The 18,081-nt window shown below is 69.0% G+C and carries 15 protein-coding genes and 2 tRNA genes; 10 read left to right on the top strand and 7 right to left on the bottom strand.

What is annotated here, in order from left to right; translation table 11 throughout:
- Positions 1–76 precede the first annotated feature (76 nt).
- Positions 77–1,786 carry a hypothetical protein gene (locus JJL56_RS15015; RefSeq protein ID WP_200485532.1) on the bottom strand — a complete coding sequence of 570 codons (1,710 nt, stop codon included), beginning with the start codon at positions 1,784–1,786 and terminating at the stop codon, positions 77–79.
- Between the two features lie 292 nt (positions 1,787–2,078).
- Between JJL56_RS15015 and JJL56_RS15010 the strand changes: the two genes are divergently transcribed.
- The 4 genes from JJL56_RS15010 (at position 2,079) to JJL56_RS14995 (ending at position 7,412) form a co-directional block, all read left to right on the top strand.
- Positions 2,079–3,242, top strand: coding sequence for an ATP phosphoribosyltransferase regulatory subunit (locus JJL56_RS15010; RefSeq protein WP_200485531.1), 1,164 nt, complete (start codon positions 2,079–2,081; stop codon positions 3,240–3,242).
- A 91-nt stretch (positions 3,243–3,333) separates the two neighbouring features.
- On the top strand, positions 3,334–4,626 hold the full coding sequence (locus JJL56_RS15005; RefSeq protein ID WP_145626463.1) for an adenylosuccinate synthase: 1,293 nt from the start codon (positions 3,334–3,336) through the stop codon (positions 4,624–4,626).
- A gap of 181 nt (positions 4,627–4,807) precedes the next feature.
- Positions 4,808–6,850 carry a serine/threonine-protein kinase gene (locus JJL56_RS15000; protein ID WP_145626464.1) on the top strand — a complete coding sequence of 681 codons (2,043 nt, stop codon included), beginning with the start codon at positions 4,808–4,810 and terminating at the stop codon, positions 6,848–6,850.
- A gap of 34 nt (positions 6,851–6,884) precedes the next feature.
- The gene (locus tag JJL56_RS14995; RefSeq protein ID WP_145626465.1) at positions 6,885–7,412 is read left to right on the top strand and encodes a hypothetical protein; all 528 of its coding nucleotides are present in this window, start codon (positions 6,885–6,887) and stop codon (positions 7,410–7,412) included.
- Positions 7,413–7,508: 96 nt separating this feature from the next.
- Here JJL56_RS14995 and rpoH read toward each other — a convergent pair whose 3' ends face one another.
- Entirely contained in the window at positions 7,509–8,393 is an 885-nt protein-coding gene (gene rpoH, locus JJL56_RS14990; protein ID WP_145626466.1) for an RNA polymerase sigma factor RpoH, read from the bottom strand.
- Positions 8,394–8,576: 183 nt separating this feature from the next.
- Entirely contained in the window at positions 8,577–9,629 is a 1,053-nt protein-coding gene (locus tag JJL56_RS14985; protein WP_200485530.1) for an RluA family pseudouridine synthase, read from the bottom strand.
- 46 nt (positions 9,630–9,675) lie between these two features.
- On the opposite strand from JJL56_RS14985, the gene JJL56_RS14980 reads away from it, so the two are divergent.
- The 4 genes from JJL56_RS14980 to JJL56_RS14965 all read left to right on the top strand — a co-directional run bounded on the left by JJL56_RS14980 (position 9,676) and on the right by JJL56_RS14965 (position 11,306).
- Positions 9,676–10,002 (top strand): hypothetical protein, encoded by a 327-nt coding sequence (locus JJL56_RS14980; protein WP_145626468.1) that lies wholly within the window; start codon positions 9,676–9,678, stop codon positions 10,000–10,002.
- Positions 9,999–11,048: a threonine aldolase family protein gene (locus JJL56_RS14975; RefSeq protein WP_200485529.1), complete on the top strand. Its 1,050-nt coding sequence runs from the start codon at positions 9,999–10,001 to the stop codon at positions 11,046–11,048. Before JJL56_RS14980 ends, JJL56_RS14975 begins: the two co-directional genes overlap by 4 nt.
- A gap of 68 nt (positions 11,049–11,116) precedes the next feature.
- Positions 11,117–11,192: transfer RNA gene (locus JJL56_RS14970), tRNA-Glu, on the top strand.
- 38 nt (positions 11,193–11,230) lie between these two features.
- Positions 11,231–11,306, top strand: a tRNA-Glu gene (locus JJL56_RS14965).
- Between the two features lie 91 nt (positions 11,307–11,397).
- Here JJL56_RS14965 and JJL56_RS14960 read toward each other — a convergent pair.
- Entirely contained in the window at positions 11,398–12,156 is a 759-nt protein-coding gene (locus JJL56_RS14960) for a class I SAM-dependent methyltransferase (protein ID WP_145626470.1), read from the bottom strand.
- A gap of 58 nt (positions 12,157–12,214) precedes the next feature.
- Positions 12,215–13,159: a transglycosylase SLT domain-containing protein gene (locus JJL56_RS14955; protein WP_200485527.1), complete on the bottom strand. Its 945-nt coding sequence runs from the start codon at positions 13,157–13,159 to the stop codon at positions 12,215–12,217.
- 783 nt (positions 13,160–13,942) lie between these two features.
- Here JJL56_RS14955 and JJL56_RS14950 point away from each other — a divergent pair.
- Positions 13,943–14,566, top strand: coding sequence for a sigma-70 family RNA polymerase sigma factor (locus tag JJL56_RS14950; protein WP_247889483.1), 624 nt, complete (start codon positions 13,943–13,945; stop codon positions 14,564–14,566).
- Positions 14,567–14,781: 215 nt separating this feature from the next.
- Here the strand turns inward: JJL56_RS14950 and JJL56_RS14945 are convergent, their stop codons facing one another.
- On the bottom strand, positions 14,782–14,946 hold the full coding sequence (locus JJL56_RS14945) for a DUF1328 domain-containing protein (protein WP_035674837.1): 165 nt from the start codon (positions 14,944–14,946) through the stop codon (positions 14,782–14,784).
- A 329-nt stretch (positions 14,947–15,275) separates the two neighbouring features.
- Between JJL56_RS14945 and JJL56_RS14940 the strand changes: the two genes are divergently transcribed.
- The gene (locus tag JJL56_RS14940) at positions 15,276–15,929 is read left to right on the top strand and encodes a hypothetical protein (RefSeq protein ID WP_145626472.1); all 654 of its coding nucleotides are present in this window, start codon (positions 15,276–15,278) and stop codon (positions 15,927–15,929) included.
- A gap of 18 nt (positions 15,930–15,947) precedes the next feature.
- On the opposite strand, the gene JJL56_RS14935 is transcribed toward JJL56_RS14940, so the two are convergent.
- Positions 15,948–18,023, bottom strand: coding sequence for a YjbH domain-containing protein (locus JJL56_RS14935; protein ID WP_200485526.1), 2,076 nt, complete (start codon positions 18,021–18,023; stop codon positions 15,948–15,950).
- Positions 18,024–18,081 lie beyond the last annotated feature (58 nt).

The following is an 18,081-nucleotide window of genomic DNA, read 5'->3' as shown; positions in this document are numbered from 1 at the left end:
GCTCCGTTGTACTGCGCTGATTATCCAAAGTGGCCGGTGCTGTCCATCCGCATCGGGGTTGTGTCGCGTCCGCGGGTCAGACGAATCCGGCTTCTCCCAACATGCGGTAGAACTCCCGCAAGGCGCGCTGCTGCGCCACCGCGTCAGGCAAATCCTCCACGTATTTCCGGTCGAACTGCGGTTGGCGGAGATGCTCGACGACGCGGCGCCGAACCATCTCCAGCGCCCGCCGGCTGCGCAGGATGCCCGGCGCGCAGACCTGCAGCAGACGGTTCGCGCGCAGCCGCAGCGCGTCGCCGGGATCGTCCAGCCGCTCCACCACCCGCTCCCCGGTGATGTAGGCCACCAGAAGCGCGTCGAGGTCGCCGGTCAGCCGGGTCCGCGCCTCCTCTGGCAGCGCCGAGTCGGCGGATTGGCAGTAGAGCAGGGTCAGCGCTTCCAGATTGTCGCGGGGCGGCAGGCGGGGATGGACGAAGCGGCCATAGCCCGCCGGGTTGCCGGTCAGCGCGTGCAACAGCCGGGCGATGTCCCCGGCGTGCCCATGGCCGAGGTCGGAATCGGCCAGCGCCAGCAGGAAGCGCACCCGGTCCCGCGCGTCGGGGATGCGGCCGGCCACCTCGGCGATGGCCTGCTTGCGTCCCGGCGCCCCGCCGCCCTCCAAAAAGCGCAGGTAGCGCAGGACCAGCGCCTCCGCCATCGGGCCGCCCCCGGCGGGTCCGTCGGGGCCGAGCGTGCGCTTCAGGATCTCCTGAAAGGCGTCCATCTCCAGCGACGGGTCGGAACGGTAGAGCGGCTGCGTGCCCTTCAACTGCCGCCTCACCAGATCCAGGATGACCAGCCGCGTCTGGTCGAGGTCGTGGAAGGCCAGAAGCTCGTTCAACTGGACGGCGCGGTCGCCCTCCGCCCGCTTGGCCGGGGAGAGGCGGCCCCGCGACAGGTCGATCAGGTTGCACAGCGCCTCCGCCAGACTGCCCTGGGCGCCCAGAAGCTCCTGCGCGACGGAGGGGGCGCCCAGGACGTCGGCGATCACGCCATCGAGCAGCACCAGCGGGCGGTCGGCCGTACCCCCGTCCTCCCGCGCCAGCTCCCCCAGGAAATCCAGCTTGGCCAGCCAGTTGCGCATCTGCACCAGTTCGCGCGACAGCACCACGCGGGCGAGGAAATCGCGCTCCTCCGCCGGCAGGCTCGAATCCAGCCGGTCGAACATGGGGCGGAAGCCGGTGGCGGCGATGGCCGGCAGGTCCTTGCGCGCGGCGGCGACGCGCGCCCGGTCGGTCAATTCGTGCATCAGCAGGTTCAGCGCGTCGCGTCGCCCGCGCCCGTCCGTCCCGGCCCTGTCCGCCTGGAGCGCGGCGACCCGCCCGACCGCGGTGGGCACGAGGCTGTCGGTGTTGAGAAGCCGGGCCAGCTCCGCGTGGTTGTGCAGAACCTCGGTCGGGGTGACCACCGCGCGCTCCACGTAGTTGCGCAGCACCCGATTCATCGTCATGCGGCTCTGCACGCCGTAGCAATGGTCGAGCGTGAGGCAGAGCGCCGGCGCCTCGTCGATGGGGGAGGCGGCCACCGCGCGGGAAACCTGGCGGAACTCCACATGGACTTCTGTCTCGACATGGCGGCCGTCCGGGCGCCGCCAGTCGCGCACCACCCGTATGCCCTCGATCCTGCCGCCGGACAGCGCCTTGCGGCCGAAGACCAGCGCCTCCGCCTCGGTGTCGAAGCGGCCTTCCAAAACCCAGTGGTCCTGGACGTAGATCTGCACTTCGTAGCTGGCGGACGCGCGTGCCATGGTGCCATTGCCCCGCTGCTGCCGGCACGGTTCGTACACAGGATGCCGGAGATTTCGCATCAAACTCAACAAAGATTCGATTGGAATGCATCCATGTTTCGGACCTTTCCGGACGGCCGCCTGTTGTCGGCGCAGGGGAGACGGGCACGGGTCGCGGGGCTTTTCCGTTTGCATGAGGAAGGGGGGTGGGGTATTGACCCGCTCCGTATGCCCGAGCACCGCATGCCCACCGGACGTGCGGGCTCTCGCCATGCCGACGGTTTGCCACTTATTCGACGAGACGACGCAGGCCATGCCCGCTGATTCCCTGAGCTCCGCCCTGTTGCCCGCCGGCCTGCACGACGTGCTGCCGCCCGAAGCGGCGCACGAAGCGGCGGCGGTGGCGCGCCTGCTGGCGGACTTCACCGCCCACGGCTATGAGCGCGTCGAGCCGCCGCTGGTCGAGTTCGAGGACAATCTGCTGTCCGGCTCCGGCGCCGCCATGGCGAAGCAGACCTTCCGGCTGATGGACCCGCTGTCGCAGCGCATGATGGCCGTGCGCGCCGACATCACCCCGCAGATCGTGCGCATCGCCACCACCCGCCTGAAGAACGGCGCCCGCCCGGTGCGGCTGTGCTACGCCGGGCCGGTGCTGCGCGTGAAGGGGTCGCAACTGCGTCCCGAGCGGCAGATCACCCAGGTCGGCGTCGAGCTTATCGGCCCGCTGGAGGCCGAGGCGGACGCCGAGGTGATCCTGCTCGCCGTCCACGCCCTGGAAGGGGTGGGGGTGCGGCACCTGTCGGTGGATCTCTGCGTTCCGACCATGGTGGCGCGGGTCTGCCGCGGCCTGGGTCTGGGCGAGGAGGAGACGGCCCGGCTGCGCGAGGCGCTGGACAAGAAGGATGCGGCGGCGGTGACGGCGGTCGGCGGTCCGGCGGCCACGCTGCTGCACACGCTGATGACCGCCTCCGGTCCGGCGGAGCGCGCCATGGAGGTGCTGTCGGCGCTGCCACTGCCGGAAACGGCGGAGAAGGACCGGCGCCGCCTGACCGACGCCCTGGGCCTGCTGCGCGCCGCGCGCCCCGATCTGACGATCACCGTCGATCTTGTGGAGCATCGCGGCTTCGAATACCAGACCGGCCTCAGCTTCACCCTGTTCGCGCGCGACGTGCGCGGCGAGCTGGGGGCGGGGGGCCGCTACCGCGCCGGCGTGCGTCCGGGCGTGGAGGAGGAGGGCGAGCCGGGGACCGGCTTCACCCTCTACATGGACACGCTCCTGCGCGCCGTTCCGGCGCCGGAGCCGGCCAAGCGCGTTTTTGTGCCGCATGGCACCTCCTGGGCCGCGGCGGGCAAGCTGCGCGCCGAGGGCTGGGTCACCGTGGCGGGGCTGGCCCCCGTGGCGGACGCGGCGGCGGAGGCCCGGCGGCTGGACTGCGGCCACCGTCTGGACGGCGGCACGGTCACGCCGCTGACTTGAGACTTCACGATGGGGCTTCCCCCGCAAGGTCGGGGGACGCCTCTGCATGGGCAACGTTTTCTTTCTGCCTTCTTTTTTTGCGGAGACACACATGGCCAACGTGGCGGTGGTCGGCGCCCAGTGGGGCGACGAGGGCAAGGGCAAGATCGTCGACTGGCTGTCCAGCCGGGCCGACGTGGTGGTGCGCTTCCAGGGCGGTCACAACGCCGGCCACACGCTGGTGATCAACGGCGTGACGTACAAGCTGAGCCTGCTGCCTTCGGGCGTGGTTCGCTCCAACAAGCTGTCGATCATCGGCAACGGCGTCGTCTTCGACCCCTGGGCCTTCATCCGCGAAGTGACGGCGATCAAGAGCCAGGGCGTGGACGTGTCCCCCGCCACGCTCCAGGTCGCCGAGAACGTTCCGCTGATCCTTCCGGTCCACAGCGCGCTCGACAAGGCGCGCGAGGAGGCCCGCGGCGCCGGCAAGATCGGCACGACGGGCCGCGGCATCGGCCCGGCCTATGAGGACAAGGTGGCCCGTCGGGCCATCCGCCTGTGCGACCTCGGCGACGAGGCGGTGCTGAAGGAGAAGGTGGACGCCCTGCTGGCCCACCACAACCTGCTGCTCCGCGGCCTGGGCGCGCCGGAGATGACCCCGGCCGACATCCTGGACCCGCTGCGCGAGATCACCCCGCAGGTGCTGCCCTACGCATCGGTCGTCTGGAAGACGCTGGACGAGCTGCGCCGCGCCGGCAAGCGCATCCTGTTCGAAGGCGCCCAGGGCTCGATGCTCGACATCGACCATGGCACCTATCCCTTCGTCACCTCGTCCAACACGGTGGCCGGCAACGCCGCCGCCGGCAGCGGCATGGGTCCGCGCGCCGTCGGCTACGTGCTGGGCATCTGCAAGGCCTACACGACCCGTGTCGGCTCCGGCCCGTTCCCGACCGAGCTGTTCGACGACGTCGGCGAGCTGATCGGCCAGCGCGGCAAGGAGTTCGGCGTGGTCACCGGCCGCAAGCGCCGTTGCGGCTGGTTCGACGCCGTGATGGTGCGCCAGGCGGTGAAGACCGGCGGCATCGACGGCATCGCCATGACCAAGCTGGACGTGCTGGACGGCTTCGACGAGATCAAGGTGTGCGTCGGCTACCGTCTGGACGGGCAGGAGCTGGATTACCTGCCGGCCAACGCCGCCGCCCAGGCCCGCGTCGAGCCGATCTACGAGACCTTCGAGGGTTGGAAGGACAGCACCCAGGGCGCCCGCTCCTGGGCCGAGCTGCCGGCCCAGGCGGTGAAGTACGTCCGTCATGTGGAAGAGCTGATCCAGGCCCCGGTGGCCCTGCTGTCCACCAGCCCGGAGCGCGACGACACCATCCTGATGAACGACCCGTTCCAGGATTGAACCTGAAACACGGTTGACGAGTGGTTGATACGGGCCCCCCACCCGAACCTCCCCCCGCTTTGCAGGGGGAGGTTCGGGTGGGGGCCCGAGGCAACCACTTGCCCCCGCGTTAACAGTTTGTTTGCCCTTTTCGAGCGACTAAGGCTGGCACACGCTCGCAGGCTCCGGGGATTCGAACGCCATGCCATCCGATGCCATGACCGCAGCCGCCGCGGATCGGATGATGGCGAACGCCGAGCCGGTCAAGCTGGCCGAGCGGTACGAAATCCACCCCAACGCGCCGCTCGCCGCTCTCAACGCCATCGGCGGCAACGCCTACACGGCCAAGCCGCTGCGTGACAAGCGGTCCGAAGCCTTCGCCATCATCGGCCACGGCGCCACGCTGGCGCGCACCGACATCGCCGCCACCGTCGCCAGCCTCGACAACCAGGCCCACATGCGCCTGCTCGACTGGGGCATGGTGGACTGGCCGGCGAGCCAGGGGCGCCGCCTCTGCATGATCTTCGAGCGCCCGGCGGGCAAACGGCTGATGAACAGCCTGACCGAGACCACGGACCCGATCCCCGAAGACCATCTGACCCGCCAGATCATCCATCCGCTGGTAGCGGCGCTGAAGGAGCTGTCGAGCCGCGGCGTGGTCCATGGCGCGATCCGCCCGACCAACCTCTATTACCGCGACCTGGCCTCCAGCAGCCTGATGCTGGGCGAATGCCTCTCCACCCCGCCCGGCTACGGCCAGACGGTCCTGCTGGAGACGGTGGAGCGCGGCATGGCCTCGCCGGCCGGGCGCGGCACCGGCACCATGGCCGACGACCTCTATTCGCTGGGCGTCACGCTGCTCCTGCTGCTGCTGGGGCGCAACCCGGTGGGTGCGGCGGAGGACGAGGCGATCCTCCAGGCCAAGATCGAGCGCGGGTCCTACCCGGCGCTGGTCGGCCAGATGCGCCTGCCGCTGGCGATCAGCGAGGTGATCCGCGGGCTGCTGGTGGACGATCCCAAGCAGCGCTGGACGCTTCAGGACCTCGACCTCTGGGTCGCCGGGCGCCGCCTCAGCCCGAAGCAGCCGCAGGTGCCGCGCCGCGCCGCCCGTCCGCTGGAGTTCCAGGGGCAGGACTACTGGCATTGCCGGACGCTGGCCCGCGCCTTCGCCCGCCATGTGGCGCCCGCCGCCACGGTCATCGAGGGCGGCGAGCTGGACAAATGGCTGCGCCGCTCCATGGGCGACGACGCGCGGGCGGAGGCGGTGGCGAACGCGGTGCAGACCGCCTCGACCACCGGCAAGGGCGGCAGCATGGCCGAACGGCTGGTCGCGCGCGTCTGCATGGCGCTGGACCCCGGCGCGCCCATCCGCTACCGCGGCAAGGCGATGATGCCCGACGGCATCGGCACCATGCTGGCCGAGGCCTTCCTGCGCGGCGAGTCGCCGCAGCCGTCGGCCGAGGTCCTGGCCAATCAGCTTCCCATGTTCTGGGTGAGCGTGCAGAGCGACTTCAAGCCCGAGTTCGTGCCGATGGTGCAGAACTTCGACCAGGTCCGCGGTCTGCTGGACCGCACGGGCCACGGGCTGGGGGTGGAGCGCGTCCTGTACGAGATGAACCCCACCATGCCCTGCATCAGCCCGCTGGTGGCCAAGCAGATGCCGACCACCCCGGCGGAGCTGCTGCGCGCGCTCGACTGGATGGGGGCGGGGAGCGAGCGGCACAAGGACCCCATCGACCGCCACGTCGCCGCCTTCCTGGCGGTGCGGCACCGGCGGACCGACGAGATGCTCTACACCCAGCTCGGTTCCAGCATCGAGCCGATGCGCCGGGTGATCGCGATGCTGACCATCCTGTCCGACGTGCAGGCGCGCACCGGCACCGACTCCCTGTCGCATCTCGCCGCCTGGGTGGTATCGCTGCTCGATCCGGCCTTCCGCCGTTTCCACAGCCGGCCGCACCAGGACAACGTGCGCAAGCTGGCCGACTCCGCCGCCCACAACGGGCGCCTTGGCGACTTGCTGAAGATCGTCGACGATCCGGAGGCGCTGCGCCGCGACAAGCTGGAGTTCGAGGCCGGCCAGATCGCCTACCGCGAGGCCGACGCCGAGATCAACAAGCTGCGGCAGAGCATCGGCGACCGGAACAGCATCATCGAATCGTCCGGCCGGCAGGTGGCGGCCATCGTGTCGAGCCTGCTGTCGACCCTTCTGGTCGGCGGCATCATCCTCTTCTTCGCCTTCTGACGGCGGCCTTCAAACCAAGGATCGGGTGGCACCCATGGCGCGCGGCGGCAAGAGCGGCGGAAAGAAGAAGAAGCGCAAGGGCAGCATGCTGACGCTGATCCTGCTGATCATCCCGGCGGGTCTGGTGGTGCTGCCCACGTCGATCCTGTTCGGCATCGGCATGATTCCGACCATCGTCGCCTACGTCACCGACCGCGACCCCGAGAAATCGGCGCCGATCACCGTCGGCGGGCTGAATTTCTGCGGCTGCATGCCCTACGCCATCGAGCTGTGGAAGCACAACCACACGATCGGCGCCGCCGGCAAGATCTTCATGGACCCGCTGGCTTGGCTGGTGATGTACGGGTCGGCGGCGATCGGCTGGGCGCTCTATTTCGGGATTCCGCCGATGGTGGCGAATTTCGAGGTGATGCGCGCCGAAAAGCGGGTCAGCGCGCTGAAGGACGTGAAGGTCGGTCTGGTCCAGGAATGGGGACCGGAGGTAGCCGGCGACCTGTTCGACGAGGCCGGTGGCCTCTCGCCGGACGAGCAGGACCAGATGGCCGAACCCGCGGGGGCGTGAGGGAGTTCCCTCTCCCCTCCGCTCACGCGCAAACGAAGTTTGCGCTGACGCGACAGGCGGACCTTCGGTCCGCCGAAAACAGGGAGAGGGCTAAGATCAGCCGGCCAGCTTCTGCTCCACCGCGGCGTTGCGGATGGCCTTCTGGAGCTTCTCGAAAGCGCGCACCTCGATCTGGCGGACGCGCTCGCGGCTGATGCCGTACTTCTGCGACAGATCCTCCAGCGTGGTGGGGTTGTCGCGCAGGCGGCGCTCCTCCAGGATGTCGCGCTCGCGCTCGTTCAGGTTCTCCATGGCGGCGGTCAGCAGCTTGCGCCGCTTGCCCAGCTCCTCGTTCTCGGCCAGGGAGATTTCCTGGTTCGCCGTCTCGTCCACCAGCCAATCCTGCCACTCGCCCTCACTGTCGGCGCGCAGCGGCGCGTTCAGCGAATGGTCGGGGGCGCTGAGGCGGCGGTTCATGTTGACGACGTCCTGCTCCGGCACGTCGAGGGTCGTGGCGACGTGGCGCACCTGCTCGGGCGACATGTCGCCCTCCTCGATGGCCTGCATCTGGCCCTTGAGGCGGCGCAGGTTGAAGAACAGCTTCTTTTGGGCCGCCGTGGTGCCCATCTTCACCAGCGACCAGCTGTGCAGGATGTATTCCTGGATGGCGGCGCGAATCCACCACATGGCGTAGGTCGCCAGCCGGAAGCCGCGGTCGGGGTCGAAGCGCTTCACCGCCTGCATCATGCCCACGTTGCCTTCGGAGATCAGCTCCGACAGCGGCAGGCCGTAGCCGCGGTAGCCCATGGCGATCTTCGCCACGAGCCGCAGATGGCTGGTCACCAGTTTGTGCGCGGCGTCCGAATCCTCGATCTCCTGCCAGCGCTTGGCCAGCATGTACTCCTCCTCCGCCGCGAGCATGGGGAACTTGCGGATTTCCTGGAGGTAGCGCGAGAGGTTGCTTTCGGAACTGATGACCGGAACGCTGGATGTCGTCGCCATGTTGGACCCTCTCCGACGGCTGTTCTTCGTGCCTTCTCACGGGCACACGGCCGTTCACTGTTCTGCGCCGCCTCGCCGTCCGCTTGCCCGTTCGATCCGCCGGGGATGGTCCCGGATGCAAGCGTGAGCGTTGGTGGCTGTTGACGCGAAGAATAACCGACTTCTGCGCGCGGGTATAGTGGATTACAGGGATTCTAAGAAATCTGACAAATCTTTAATATCCGTGGGAAGCGGCGCCTGGAAGTGGACCGTCTCCCCCGTTGCGGGGTGCCGGAAGGTCAGCCCGACGGCGTGCAGTGCCTGCCGTGGAAAGCCAACAAACCGGTCGCGATGGGGTTCCGGCAGGGCTGAGGCGTGCTTGCCGCCGGCGCGTCCGGCACGCCCCTTGCCATAGAGCGGGTCGCCCACGATGGGATGGCTGATGTGCGCCATGTGCACGCGGATCTGGTGGGTCCGCCCGGTCTCCAGCGTGCATTCGACCAGCGCCAGCGCGGTGCCGAAGGAGCGGACGACGCGGTAGCGGGTGGCCGCGTGCTTGCCGCCGCCGGTGACCACGGCCATCTTCTTGCGGTCGCTGCTGCTGCGCCCGATGTTGCCCTCGATCCGCCCCTCGCGGGGGGAGGGGACGCCCCAGACGAGCGCTTGGTAGGTGCGGCTGAGCGTGCGGCCGGAGAACTGCTCCGTCAGCGCGTGGTGCGCGCGGTCGTTCTTGGCGACGACCATCAGGCCGCTGGTGTCCTTGTCGAGCCGGTGGACGATGCCCGGACGCCGCACGCCGCCGATGCCCGACAGGCTGTCGCCGCAATGGGCGAGCAGGGCGTTGACCAGCGTGCCGTCCGGATTGCCGGCGGCGGGGTGGACCACCATGCCCGCGGGCTTGTCGATCACCAACACGTCCTCATCCTCATAGACCACGTCCAGGGGGATGTCCTGGGCTTCGGGCTGTGCAGGTTCAGCTTCGGGGATGAAAACGTCGAAAGTTTGTCCGGGCTTGACCTTCATCGAAAGGTCCGTGACCGTCCGTCCGTTGCCGTCCTGCACGCAGCCCTTCTCCAGCAGCGCCTGCACGCGCGACCGCGACAGGCCGGGGAGCCCCGCCGCCAGGGCCTTGTCGAGCCGCTGTCCGGAAGCCTCGTCCGGAACGCTCCAGCGGTGCCGCGCGCCATCGCCGGTTTCGCCGTCCTGCGTTCCGGTGTATTCGTCCTCATCGTCGTCGATTTCGGTGCGTTCGGGCATCGTTCGGCAAAACTCCTCACATTCGCGCGAGAGTGGACCCCAAACCGTGCAGTTCCTCAAGGCACTCATCGTCATCATGGGCGTGATGATCATCGCCGGCTTCGCGTTCCTCGGCGTCGAACTCTACAAGCGCATCAGCGATCCGGAGCGCCGGGCCGCCGTCGACACCGAGCGCGCCGCCGCTCCCGCGGGCCGGACGGAGGAGGTCACGCTGGGCCTGCCGGCGGGCGCGCGCCTGGGCGACCCGGTGGCGGTGGGCAACCGCGTCGTCTTCCGCGTCACCATACCGGACGCCGCGGACCGCCTGTATGTGATGGACCCGCGCACCGGCGCCATCGTCGTGACCGTCGCCGCCGGAGCCGCCGCGCCATGACCAATCCGTCGGTTTATGACTTCCGCAGCGACAATGTGGCCGGCGCGGCGCCGGAGGTGGTCAACGCCCTGGCCGCGGCCGCGGTCGGGTCCGCCGATCCCTATGGGCAGGACCCGCTGACCGCCAGCGTCACCCGCCGCCTGTCCGCCCTTTTCGAGGCGGAGGTGACGGTGTTCCCGGTCGCCACCGGGACGGCGGCCAACGCGCTGGCCCTGTCGGCCCTGGTCCCACCCTACGGCGCGGTCTACTGCCACCAGGAAAGCCACATCCACGTCGACGAGTGCGGCGCGCCGGAGATGGCCACCGGCGGGGCCAAGCTGGTGCCGCTGGCCGGGGAGGGCGGCAAGCTGACCGCCGCCGCGCTGACCGCGGCGCTCGGCGGTGCGGGGATCGGCGTGGTCCACCGGGTGCAGCCCGCCGCCCTCAGCCTGACCCAGGCGACGGAGGCCGGCACGGTCTACCGCCCGCAGGAGGTGGCGGCCCTGACCGACGTCGCGCACGCCCACGGCATGGCCGTGCACATGGACGGCGCCCGCTTCGCCAACGCGGTGGCCCGGCTGGGCTGCGCCCCGGCGGATGTGACCTGGAAGGCCGGGGTGGACGTGCTGTCGCTGGGCGGCACCAAGGGCGGCTGCCTCGCCGCGGAGGCCGTGGTGTTCTTCAACCCGGCGCTGGCCGAGGATTTCGGCTTCCGCCGCAAGCGGGCGGGGCATCTGGTGTCCAAGGGCCGCTTCCTGTCGGCGCAGCTCGACGCCTGGCTGGCCGATGATCTGTGGCTGCGGCTGGCCCGCCACGCCAACGCCATGGCCGACCGGCTGTCGCAGGGCCTCGCCGCGCTGCCGGGTGCGGAGCTGGCCCATCCGGTGGAGGCCAACGAGATCTTCGTGCGCCTGCCCGCGGCGGTGGCCGACGGGCTGGAGGCCGCGGGCTACCGCTTCTACCGCTGGGAGGGCGATCTGCTGCGTCTGGTCACCGCCTTCGACACGCCGCAGGCCGTCGTGAACTCTTTTCTGAAAATCGCCAAAGGTCTGTCAGAAAAGGCTTGATCGGGCCGGGTGGGTTCGCTAAAAACCCGCCACGCCGACGACGCCACGTCGTCAGACGACGAAAGACTGTCCCCTTCGTCTAGAGGCCTAGGACACCGCCCTCTCACGGCGGTAACAGGGGTTCGAATCCCCTAGGGGACGCCACTTTCGTTCGGCTGGCAACCGAGCATCGCCCGATGAAGGTCCCCTTCGTCTAGAGGCCTAGGACACCGCCCTCTCACGGCGGTAACAGGGGTTCGAATCCCCTAGGGGACGCCATCCTTTCCGGCACCAACGATCCACGGCCCGCCAATCGGCGGGCCGTCGTCGTTTCCACACCATGCACCGGCGCCATCCAGCCGTGTCCCCCTCAGGTCTTGCGGATCAGGAAGGACATGGAGTCCGCGGTCTCGTAGAGCGCAACGCCGCAGCGGCAGCGCATCGCCGCGTAATCGTAATCACTGGAACCGCATTTGTAGCAGTGCAGGGGCAGGCGGGTGCGCCGGTACAGCTCGATCCCGGCGATGTCCGCGTGCAGCGCCTTCACCTCCTCCGCCGTGAAGAAATCCTTCGACGCCAAGCCAGCGGCCATCGCGTCGGTGAAGGGAATCCCCGCCGCTCGGATGTGCTGAAGGGCGAGGAGCAGCTGGAGGCTGGTGGCCGGGGGCTGGGCGTAATCGGCGCAATAGGCCTGGTAGAGGCTGTGGTCCGGGTGGGAGGTGTGAACATCCTCCAGAATATACAGGCCGCCGCTGCGCAGGTGGGGCAGGGACTGGGTCAGGCACCACGCCTGATGCTGGGGGATGTGGCTGCCGTCTTCGATGATGAGGTCGAAGAGGATGCCGTTGGCCCGCAGGCTGCGCCCGATGTGCTCGGGATCGTTCTGGTCGAACCGCACATACTGGATGCGGTCGTCCTGCGGCCATTCCGGCTGCGGCTCCAGGATATCGGCGCCGATGATGAAGGCGTCCGGAAACTGGGAGCGCAGCCAACGGATCGAATCGCCCCGGAACACCCCGTATTCCAGGATGATCCGCACCGGGCCCAGCGTCTGGAAAGCCTGACGGTAGGTGTCGATGTACTGGTGCCAGTAATGCTTGTCGGAACCCGTCCCGTCCACGTTGCCCATCCGCAATCCCCATCGCCGGCTTTTCCCGCATGATACGGGAAAAGCCGGCGGGAGCGCTTCACCGTTTTGTGGAAGCGCCCGGACGGGAGACGCTCAATTCGGCGACCTCCTCCTGCTTGGCGGCGGGCAGGCCGGCGGAACGGACCACGCCGGGATCGTGGGGATGGACGCGGCGCGGGTAGACGCTGTGGACCTTCACCACATAGTCCTGCGTCTCGCGGTAGGGCGGGACGCCCTTGTACTGGAGCACGGCCCCTTCGCCCGCGTTGTAGCCGGCCAGCGCCAGCGTCACGTTGCCGTCGAAATAGGCCAGCAGCCAGCGCAGATACTTCATGCCGCCGCGCAGGTTCTGCTCGGGATCGAAGGGCTTGGTGACGCCGAAGCGCTCCGCCGTCTCGGGGATCAGCTGCATCAGCCCCATGGCGTTCTTTTCCGACACCACATCCACGCGGTAACCGGATTCCACGGCGATCACCGCCAGCACCAGATCCGGGTCGAGCCCGTAGCTGGGGGCCATCTTGGTGACCATGGCGCGGATTTCCTTGGGCGGCATGCGGATCACGCCCCAGCGCACGCTCGGCGGTTCGCAGCGGTCGGGCGCCTTGCCTGCCGCGCTCTTGCCAGAGGCGCCCTTGCTGGTGGCATTGGCCGGCTTGACCATCTGCGCCGCGTCCTCATTGCCCAGCTGGGCGGCGCGGCGCAGCCAGGAGCGGCCGAGATCCTCGTCCTTCGACACCGCGCCGCGCCCGGCCATGTGCATGCGCCCGGCGCGGTAGGCCGCCTCGGCGTAGTCCTGGCGGGCCGCCCGGCAATAAAGGGAGAGGGCCATCCGCTCGTCCCGGTTCACGCCCTTGCCGACCTCGTAGCGCATGGCCAGTTCGTACTGGGCGCGGGCGCTGCCCTTGCCGGCGAGCGCCTCCAAGGCGCGGATCGTGCGCTCGCCCGTGCTCTGGAAAGCGGGTGGTTGCGCTGCGGCCGTCTGGGCTGACGTCTCCTGTGCCATGGCCGGAAGCACCGTCAGAAAGGATGCAACCAGTCCGCCGGCCGCCAGCGTTGCCGCTGTTTTCACCGCCTTGAAGCGGCTTTCGACGATTGGTGAAGTCGGCCGGTCTTTCGGCGTATGCGGGAAGATCAGCGCACTAGCGCCAACGTCCGGCTGTCCACGAAAGACGTAATGCGATATGGTTCCGGCCAACAGAGGAAGCGGAGCACAATGAAATAAGACTTCCGCTAAGGGACGGAAACGCCGCCTATACAGAGAAGAAGAACCGCTGGAAGCGGACCTGCGGAAGGATGAATGAGCGAATTCATCGTTGGCCATGGACATGGCTATCCCGCAAAGGAGATTTGAGGCCGGTTGGTGAAAGCCATCCGGCCTTTTCCTTTTGAGCAAAGTCATGAAGCCTCCCGTATGTCCGGAGACGATACCTCATCCCTGACCGAATGCTACGGGAGCAATCGGACGATCCATGGCATTTAGGGGTAATCTCGCCAAATTGTTAAGGGGCTTAGCCTTTTTCCCAACTGGCAGCCCCCGTGGTGCGCCATTACGTACTGATGGACCGACGATTGTCGTTGGAGAATCCGGTTACGCCCCGCGCGCATTCGGCGCAAGGCGGGGGCCGGAGCGATGGTTCGGGCGTTTTCAGACGCGCCCGACATGATCGGGACATCTTTCGGTACACAGGGAGGCAGCGTTCCACCGATGGCGAACCACGTCGCGAGTTCCTTGCGCCGTCCGGCAAGCAGCCCCGCGCCGCTTGACCCCGTCGCCCTCAAGCCGGTGATGGCAAGCCGCCGTGCGGACGAGGACGAGTTGAACGTTGCGGTCGAAGCCGAGGAGGGCGTCGAAATCGACGATCCGGCCGCCGAGGACGCGGCTCAAACACCCTCGGCACCGCTGGCGCCCCCCGATCCGGCGATCATCGCGCAGATCGAGGCGGAGATTCCCCGCCTGCGCCGCTTCGCCCGCGCCATGGTGCGGGACGCCACGCTGGCCGACGACCTCGTTCAGGAATGCCTGGAGCGCGCCCTGTCGCGCCTGCATCTCTGGCGGCCCGGCAGCAATCTGCGCGCCTGGCTCTTCACCATCCTGCGCAACCTGCACATCAACGGCATCCGTCGTCGGCAGGCGGTCGTGGACATCGACGGGGAAGGGCAGGCGGCGATCGGCGCCGCCCATGGCGGGCAGTTCGTCCGGCTGGAACTGCGCGACCTGAAGCGCGCGCTCGGCCTGCTGCCGACCGAACAGCGGGAGGTGGTCCTGCTGATCGGGCTCGAGGGCATTTCCTATGGCGAGGCCGCCGATATCCTGGGCATCTCGATCGGCACCGTGAAGTCGCGCCTGTCGCGCGGCCGCCGTGCCCTGCGCCAGCTCATGGAAGGGCACAGCCCGACCGACGACGATTGACCTGTCCGCATTTCTGGCCGCGTTCCGCATCCGCTCACGGCTGACCGCACAGAGAAACCGGCAACGCTCCGAATGGGGCGTTGCCGGTCAGGTGCGAGGCTAACATCGAGAGGCTTTGGGGGTAATCGCGAGCCTGACCTTCCGAGACGTGAAAGGCCGGGCAAGGGCGCGCTGTGGGAAACGCCTGCCCGGACGGTTCCGGGCGGGTGCTGGGTCTAGCGGCGCCTGACCAGGCCCAGAATCAAACTCGCCGCGAACAGGATCAGGAAGAGGAAGAACAGGATTTGCGCAATGCCCGAAGAGGCTGACGCAATTCCTCCGAAACCGAGTGCGCCGGCGATCAGCGCGATCACGAAGAAAACAAGTGCCCAATAGAGCATCCTAACCTCCCTCGCTCGGTCCGAAGCGCATTACGGCTCGTCCGGCGCGCAGTCTGTTGAACGTCCTACTCTGTGAAGAGCGTGTCAGTATTGTGCAGAACACGCCTTCGCTCTGAAAGGTTCCCGGACCCCGCTCCAGTAAAGAGCTTTTTTTGGGTAGGGTCGGTCCCAAAAGGAGGAGGGGCATCCCGATAACGCTGGCTTGACCGCAACAACGGTCGACGAGCGCTGTTGTCGGGTCGCCAGCCTGCTCGGTTCCGGCCGGGCGGGCGAAAAGGCGCAGCGCCGCAGCCGCGGTGCGAGACGCCGTATCGAGAGAAGAGGATGCCATGAACGCCAAACTGTCCCTCGCCGTTCTCGCCGCGACCCTTGCGGCCGCTCCCGCCGCGATGGCCCAGACCTATCAGAACAACGCGCCGCAGGTTCCCTACGAGCGCTCCAGCCCCTCGGGCCTGCCGACCACCAGCCCGCAGGTGGAAAGCCTGCCCGGCGAGCGGGCCGACCCGTGGAGCGACCGGACCCAGAACCGGATGCCGGACGGCCGCATGCCCGACCGTGTGACCAGCGGCACCGCCGAGTCCACCGTTGGGTCCGGCGCCGCAGGCACCTACGGCAGCACCGGCACCTATGGGGCGCCCGGCACCTATGGTTCGACCGGGAACATGAACAACAGCATGCCGAACAGCGGCGCCATGGGGACCACCGGCTCGGCCACCGGCACCATGCCCAACACCATGCAGGGCAACCGGCAGGTCATCATGAACGTCGATCCCAACACCACCCAGCGCGCCGAGCGCGGCCAGAACCGCAAGGAGCTGATGCAGACCTCGCTGCTGAATTACTTCAGCGCCGCCGGCTTCACCTCGGTCCGCGACTTCCGCAAGCAGGGTGAGAACTACGTGGCGGAGGCTCAGTCGGCCAACGGCACCTGGAGCACCGTGCTGCTCGATGCCAAGACCGGCACGATCTCCGAAATCCGCTGATCATCGGTCCGCCGCGGCTCACTCCATCAGCCTCGGCCATGATCCGGTCAGGCGGCCGTAACCCGCCGTGACCGACGCGTCGTACAGGGGCAATGGCTGGCGCAGCCGTTGCCCCGCGTCGCGGCCGAGGGTGCGCACCGCGGTCCCCAGCCGTCCGTCCGGCGGCCAGGAGCCGCCGGGATTCAAGGGCATCGTCAGCGCGATGCCTTGATCCAGCCGCCCCCCGTAGCGGCTTTGCGCGCCCTCCGGCCCCTCGGTCCAGGTGATCTGGGCGGACAGGCGGATGCCGCCGTCGAAGGCGCGCATCAGCTCGACCGTGCCGCCCCAATCGCCGCCGAGATAGCGGCCCAGCCGCAGCACACCTGTGGTGGCGGCCCCCGGTGCTTCCCAATAGAGGCTGGCGTGGCCGGTGTTCCGCCCGCTTTCCGGGGCAAGGCGCAGCACGTCGTCGGGCGGACGCTTCCAGACGCGGTTGAGGTCGAGCCCGAGCGCCCAGCGCGCCGTCAGGGGGCGGTACAGCGCCTCCGCTCCCATACCACCGAACATCTCCTCGAAATGGCCGACGGACAGGCGCGTGCTCCAACTCGCGGAGGGCGCGGCCAGCCACGCGGCGTACAGCCGCTCGACCGCGGCAATGCGGTCGGCGTAGCGCGGCAGGTCGCTGCGCACCGGCTCCGCCGCCGGGATGGCGTTGGTGTCGAGGAGGTGGAGGTTGTGGCTGACGTTCAACCGCAGCCCGCCGCTGAGAACCAGCCCGCGCAGCGGTTCCCCCGTCAGCACCGCGTCGCCATAGGTCCGCTGCACCAGCGGCGCGCTCTGTTCGAACAGACTGGCTTCGACGGTTGGAACGACGGACAGGGTCAAGGGCGCCGACCAGTCCGGCGGAGGGCCGGCAGAGCGGTCCACGCGGGCTGTTCGCCAGATCTCCTCGGGACTGCCGCGCTTGCCGGCCGCCCGCTCCACGGCGCGGCGCGACAGGGTGACGGCGGTGCCGTCCAGCCCGGCGCTGCCGGTGACGACGGTCAGCCATTCGACCTCCGGCGGCGCCCCGTCGGCCAGCAGGCGCGCGGCGCGCCCAACCTCCCGCGCCAGCGGAGCGGTCCCGGCGCCCGCCGGGTCCAGCCAAAGGGTGGCGTGGTCACCGTCGATCAGCGCGGCGCAGGCGGGCAGCCGGTGAAGCCGGGCCAGGGCCGCGATGTCCGGTGCGGGTAGGGCGGCGTCCGGCGAGGCGGGACGGGCGCCGACCGCGGGTGGCGGCGTGCGTGGTCTGATGTCGGCCACGTCCCGCGGGTCGAAGCGGGCGGCGAGGCGCAGCATGGCGCGCGATCCCTGTTCGACGCCGGCACCCAGCTCCAGCCAGTTCCAGGGTCGGTAGGCTAGGCCGGCGTTCAGCGGCAGGCCGGGCCGGAAGCTCGGGTCGTCCTGCTGCTGGGCGCGGAAACTGTCGGCACTGTACTCCAGCTTGACGCTGAGCCCGTCCAGCGGCGTGTGCCACTCGACGCCGCCGAACAGGGCGGCGCGCTCTCCCGTGAACCACGCCTCCGGCCCGCGGGACGACGCCTTCGCCGGGTCGCGGTCGCGCTTGAAGCGCCCGCCGAGGAAGCGCAGCGGGTTGCGGATATGCCCGTAGTCGCCGAGCCTGCCCCAGCCGATCCCCAGGCTGACATCGACGTCCCACCAGCGGCGCGAGGCGACCAGATACTCCCCCGCGAAGCGGCCCTTGCCCGGCAGGTCCAGCCCGCCGCCGGTGACGTCCCGCCCGCCGACCGCCAGCGCCGGCCACCACGGCCCCTCGCGCAGCAGGCGCAGCTTGGCGTCCACCCCCGGCTCGCTGAGGCCGTGCCAGCTCGGGTAGCTGCTGTCGCGCAGCGTGACTTCCAGGCTCGGCAGAAGCTGAGCCCCGGCGAAGACGTGACGGTGCAGGCCACCGAGAGCGGTCAGTCCGGCGGTGACGGTGCCGTCGGGCAGGCCGCGTGCCGTCGGCGTCTGAATCAGCCCGGCGGTCCCCCAGTCGGATAGGGTCGCCTCAAGCCCCACCGCCCGAGCGGGCAGGGTGGCAAAGGACAGCGCCAGGACGAGGAGAACGCGGTTCACGCCATGGTGGAGATGGTCGGGGAAAGTTCCCGATCCATGGCATCTTCATGCGTATGAA

The sequence above is a fragment of the Azospirillum aestuarii genome, from assembly GCF_016632405.1.
Lineage (GTDB): Bacteria > Pseudomonadota > Alphaproteobacteria > Azospirillales > Azospirillaceae > Azospirillum > Azospirillum aestuarii.
The sequence above is the reverse complement of the archived record's forward strand: the minus strand, read 5'-3'. Positions and strand labels throughout refer to the sequence as shown.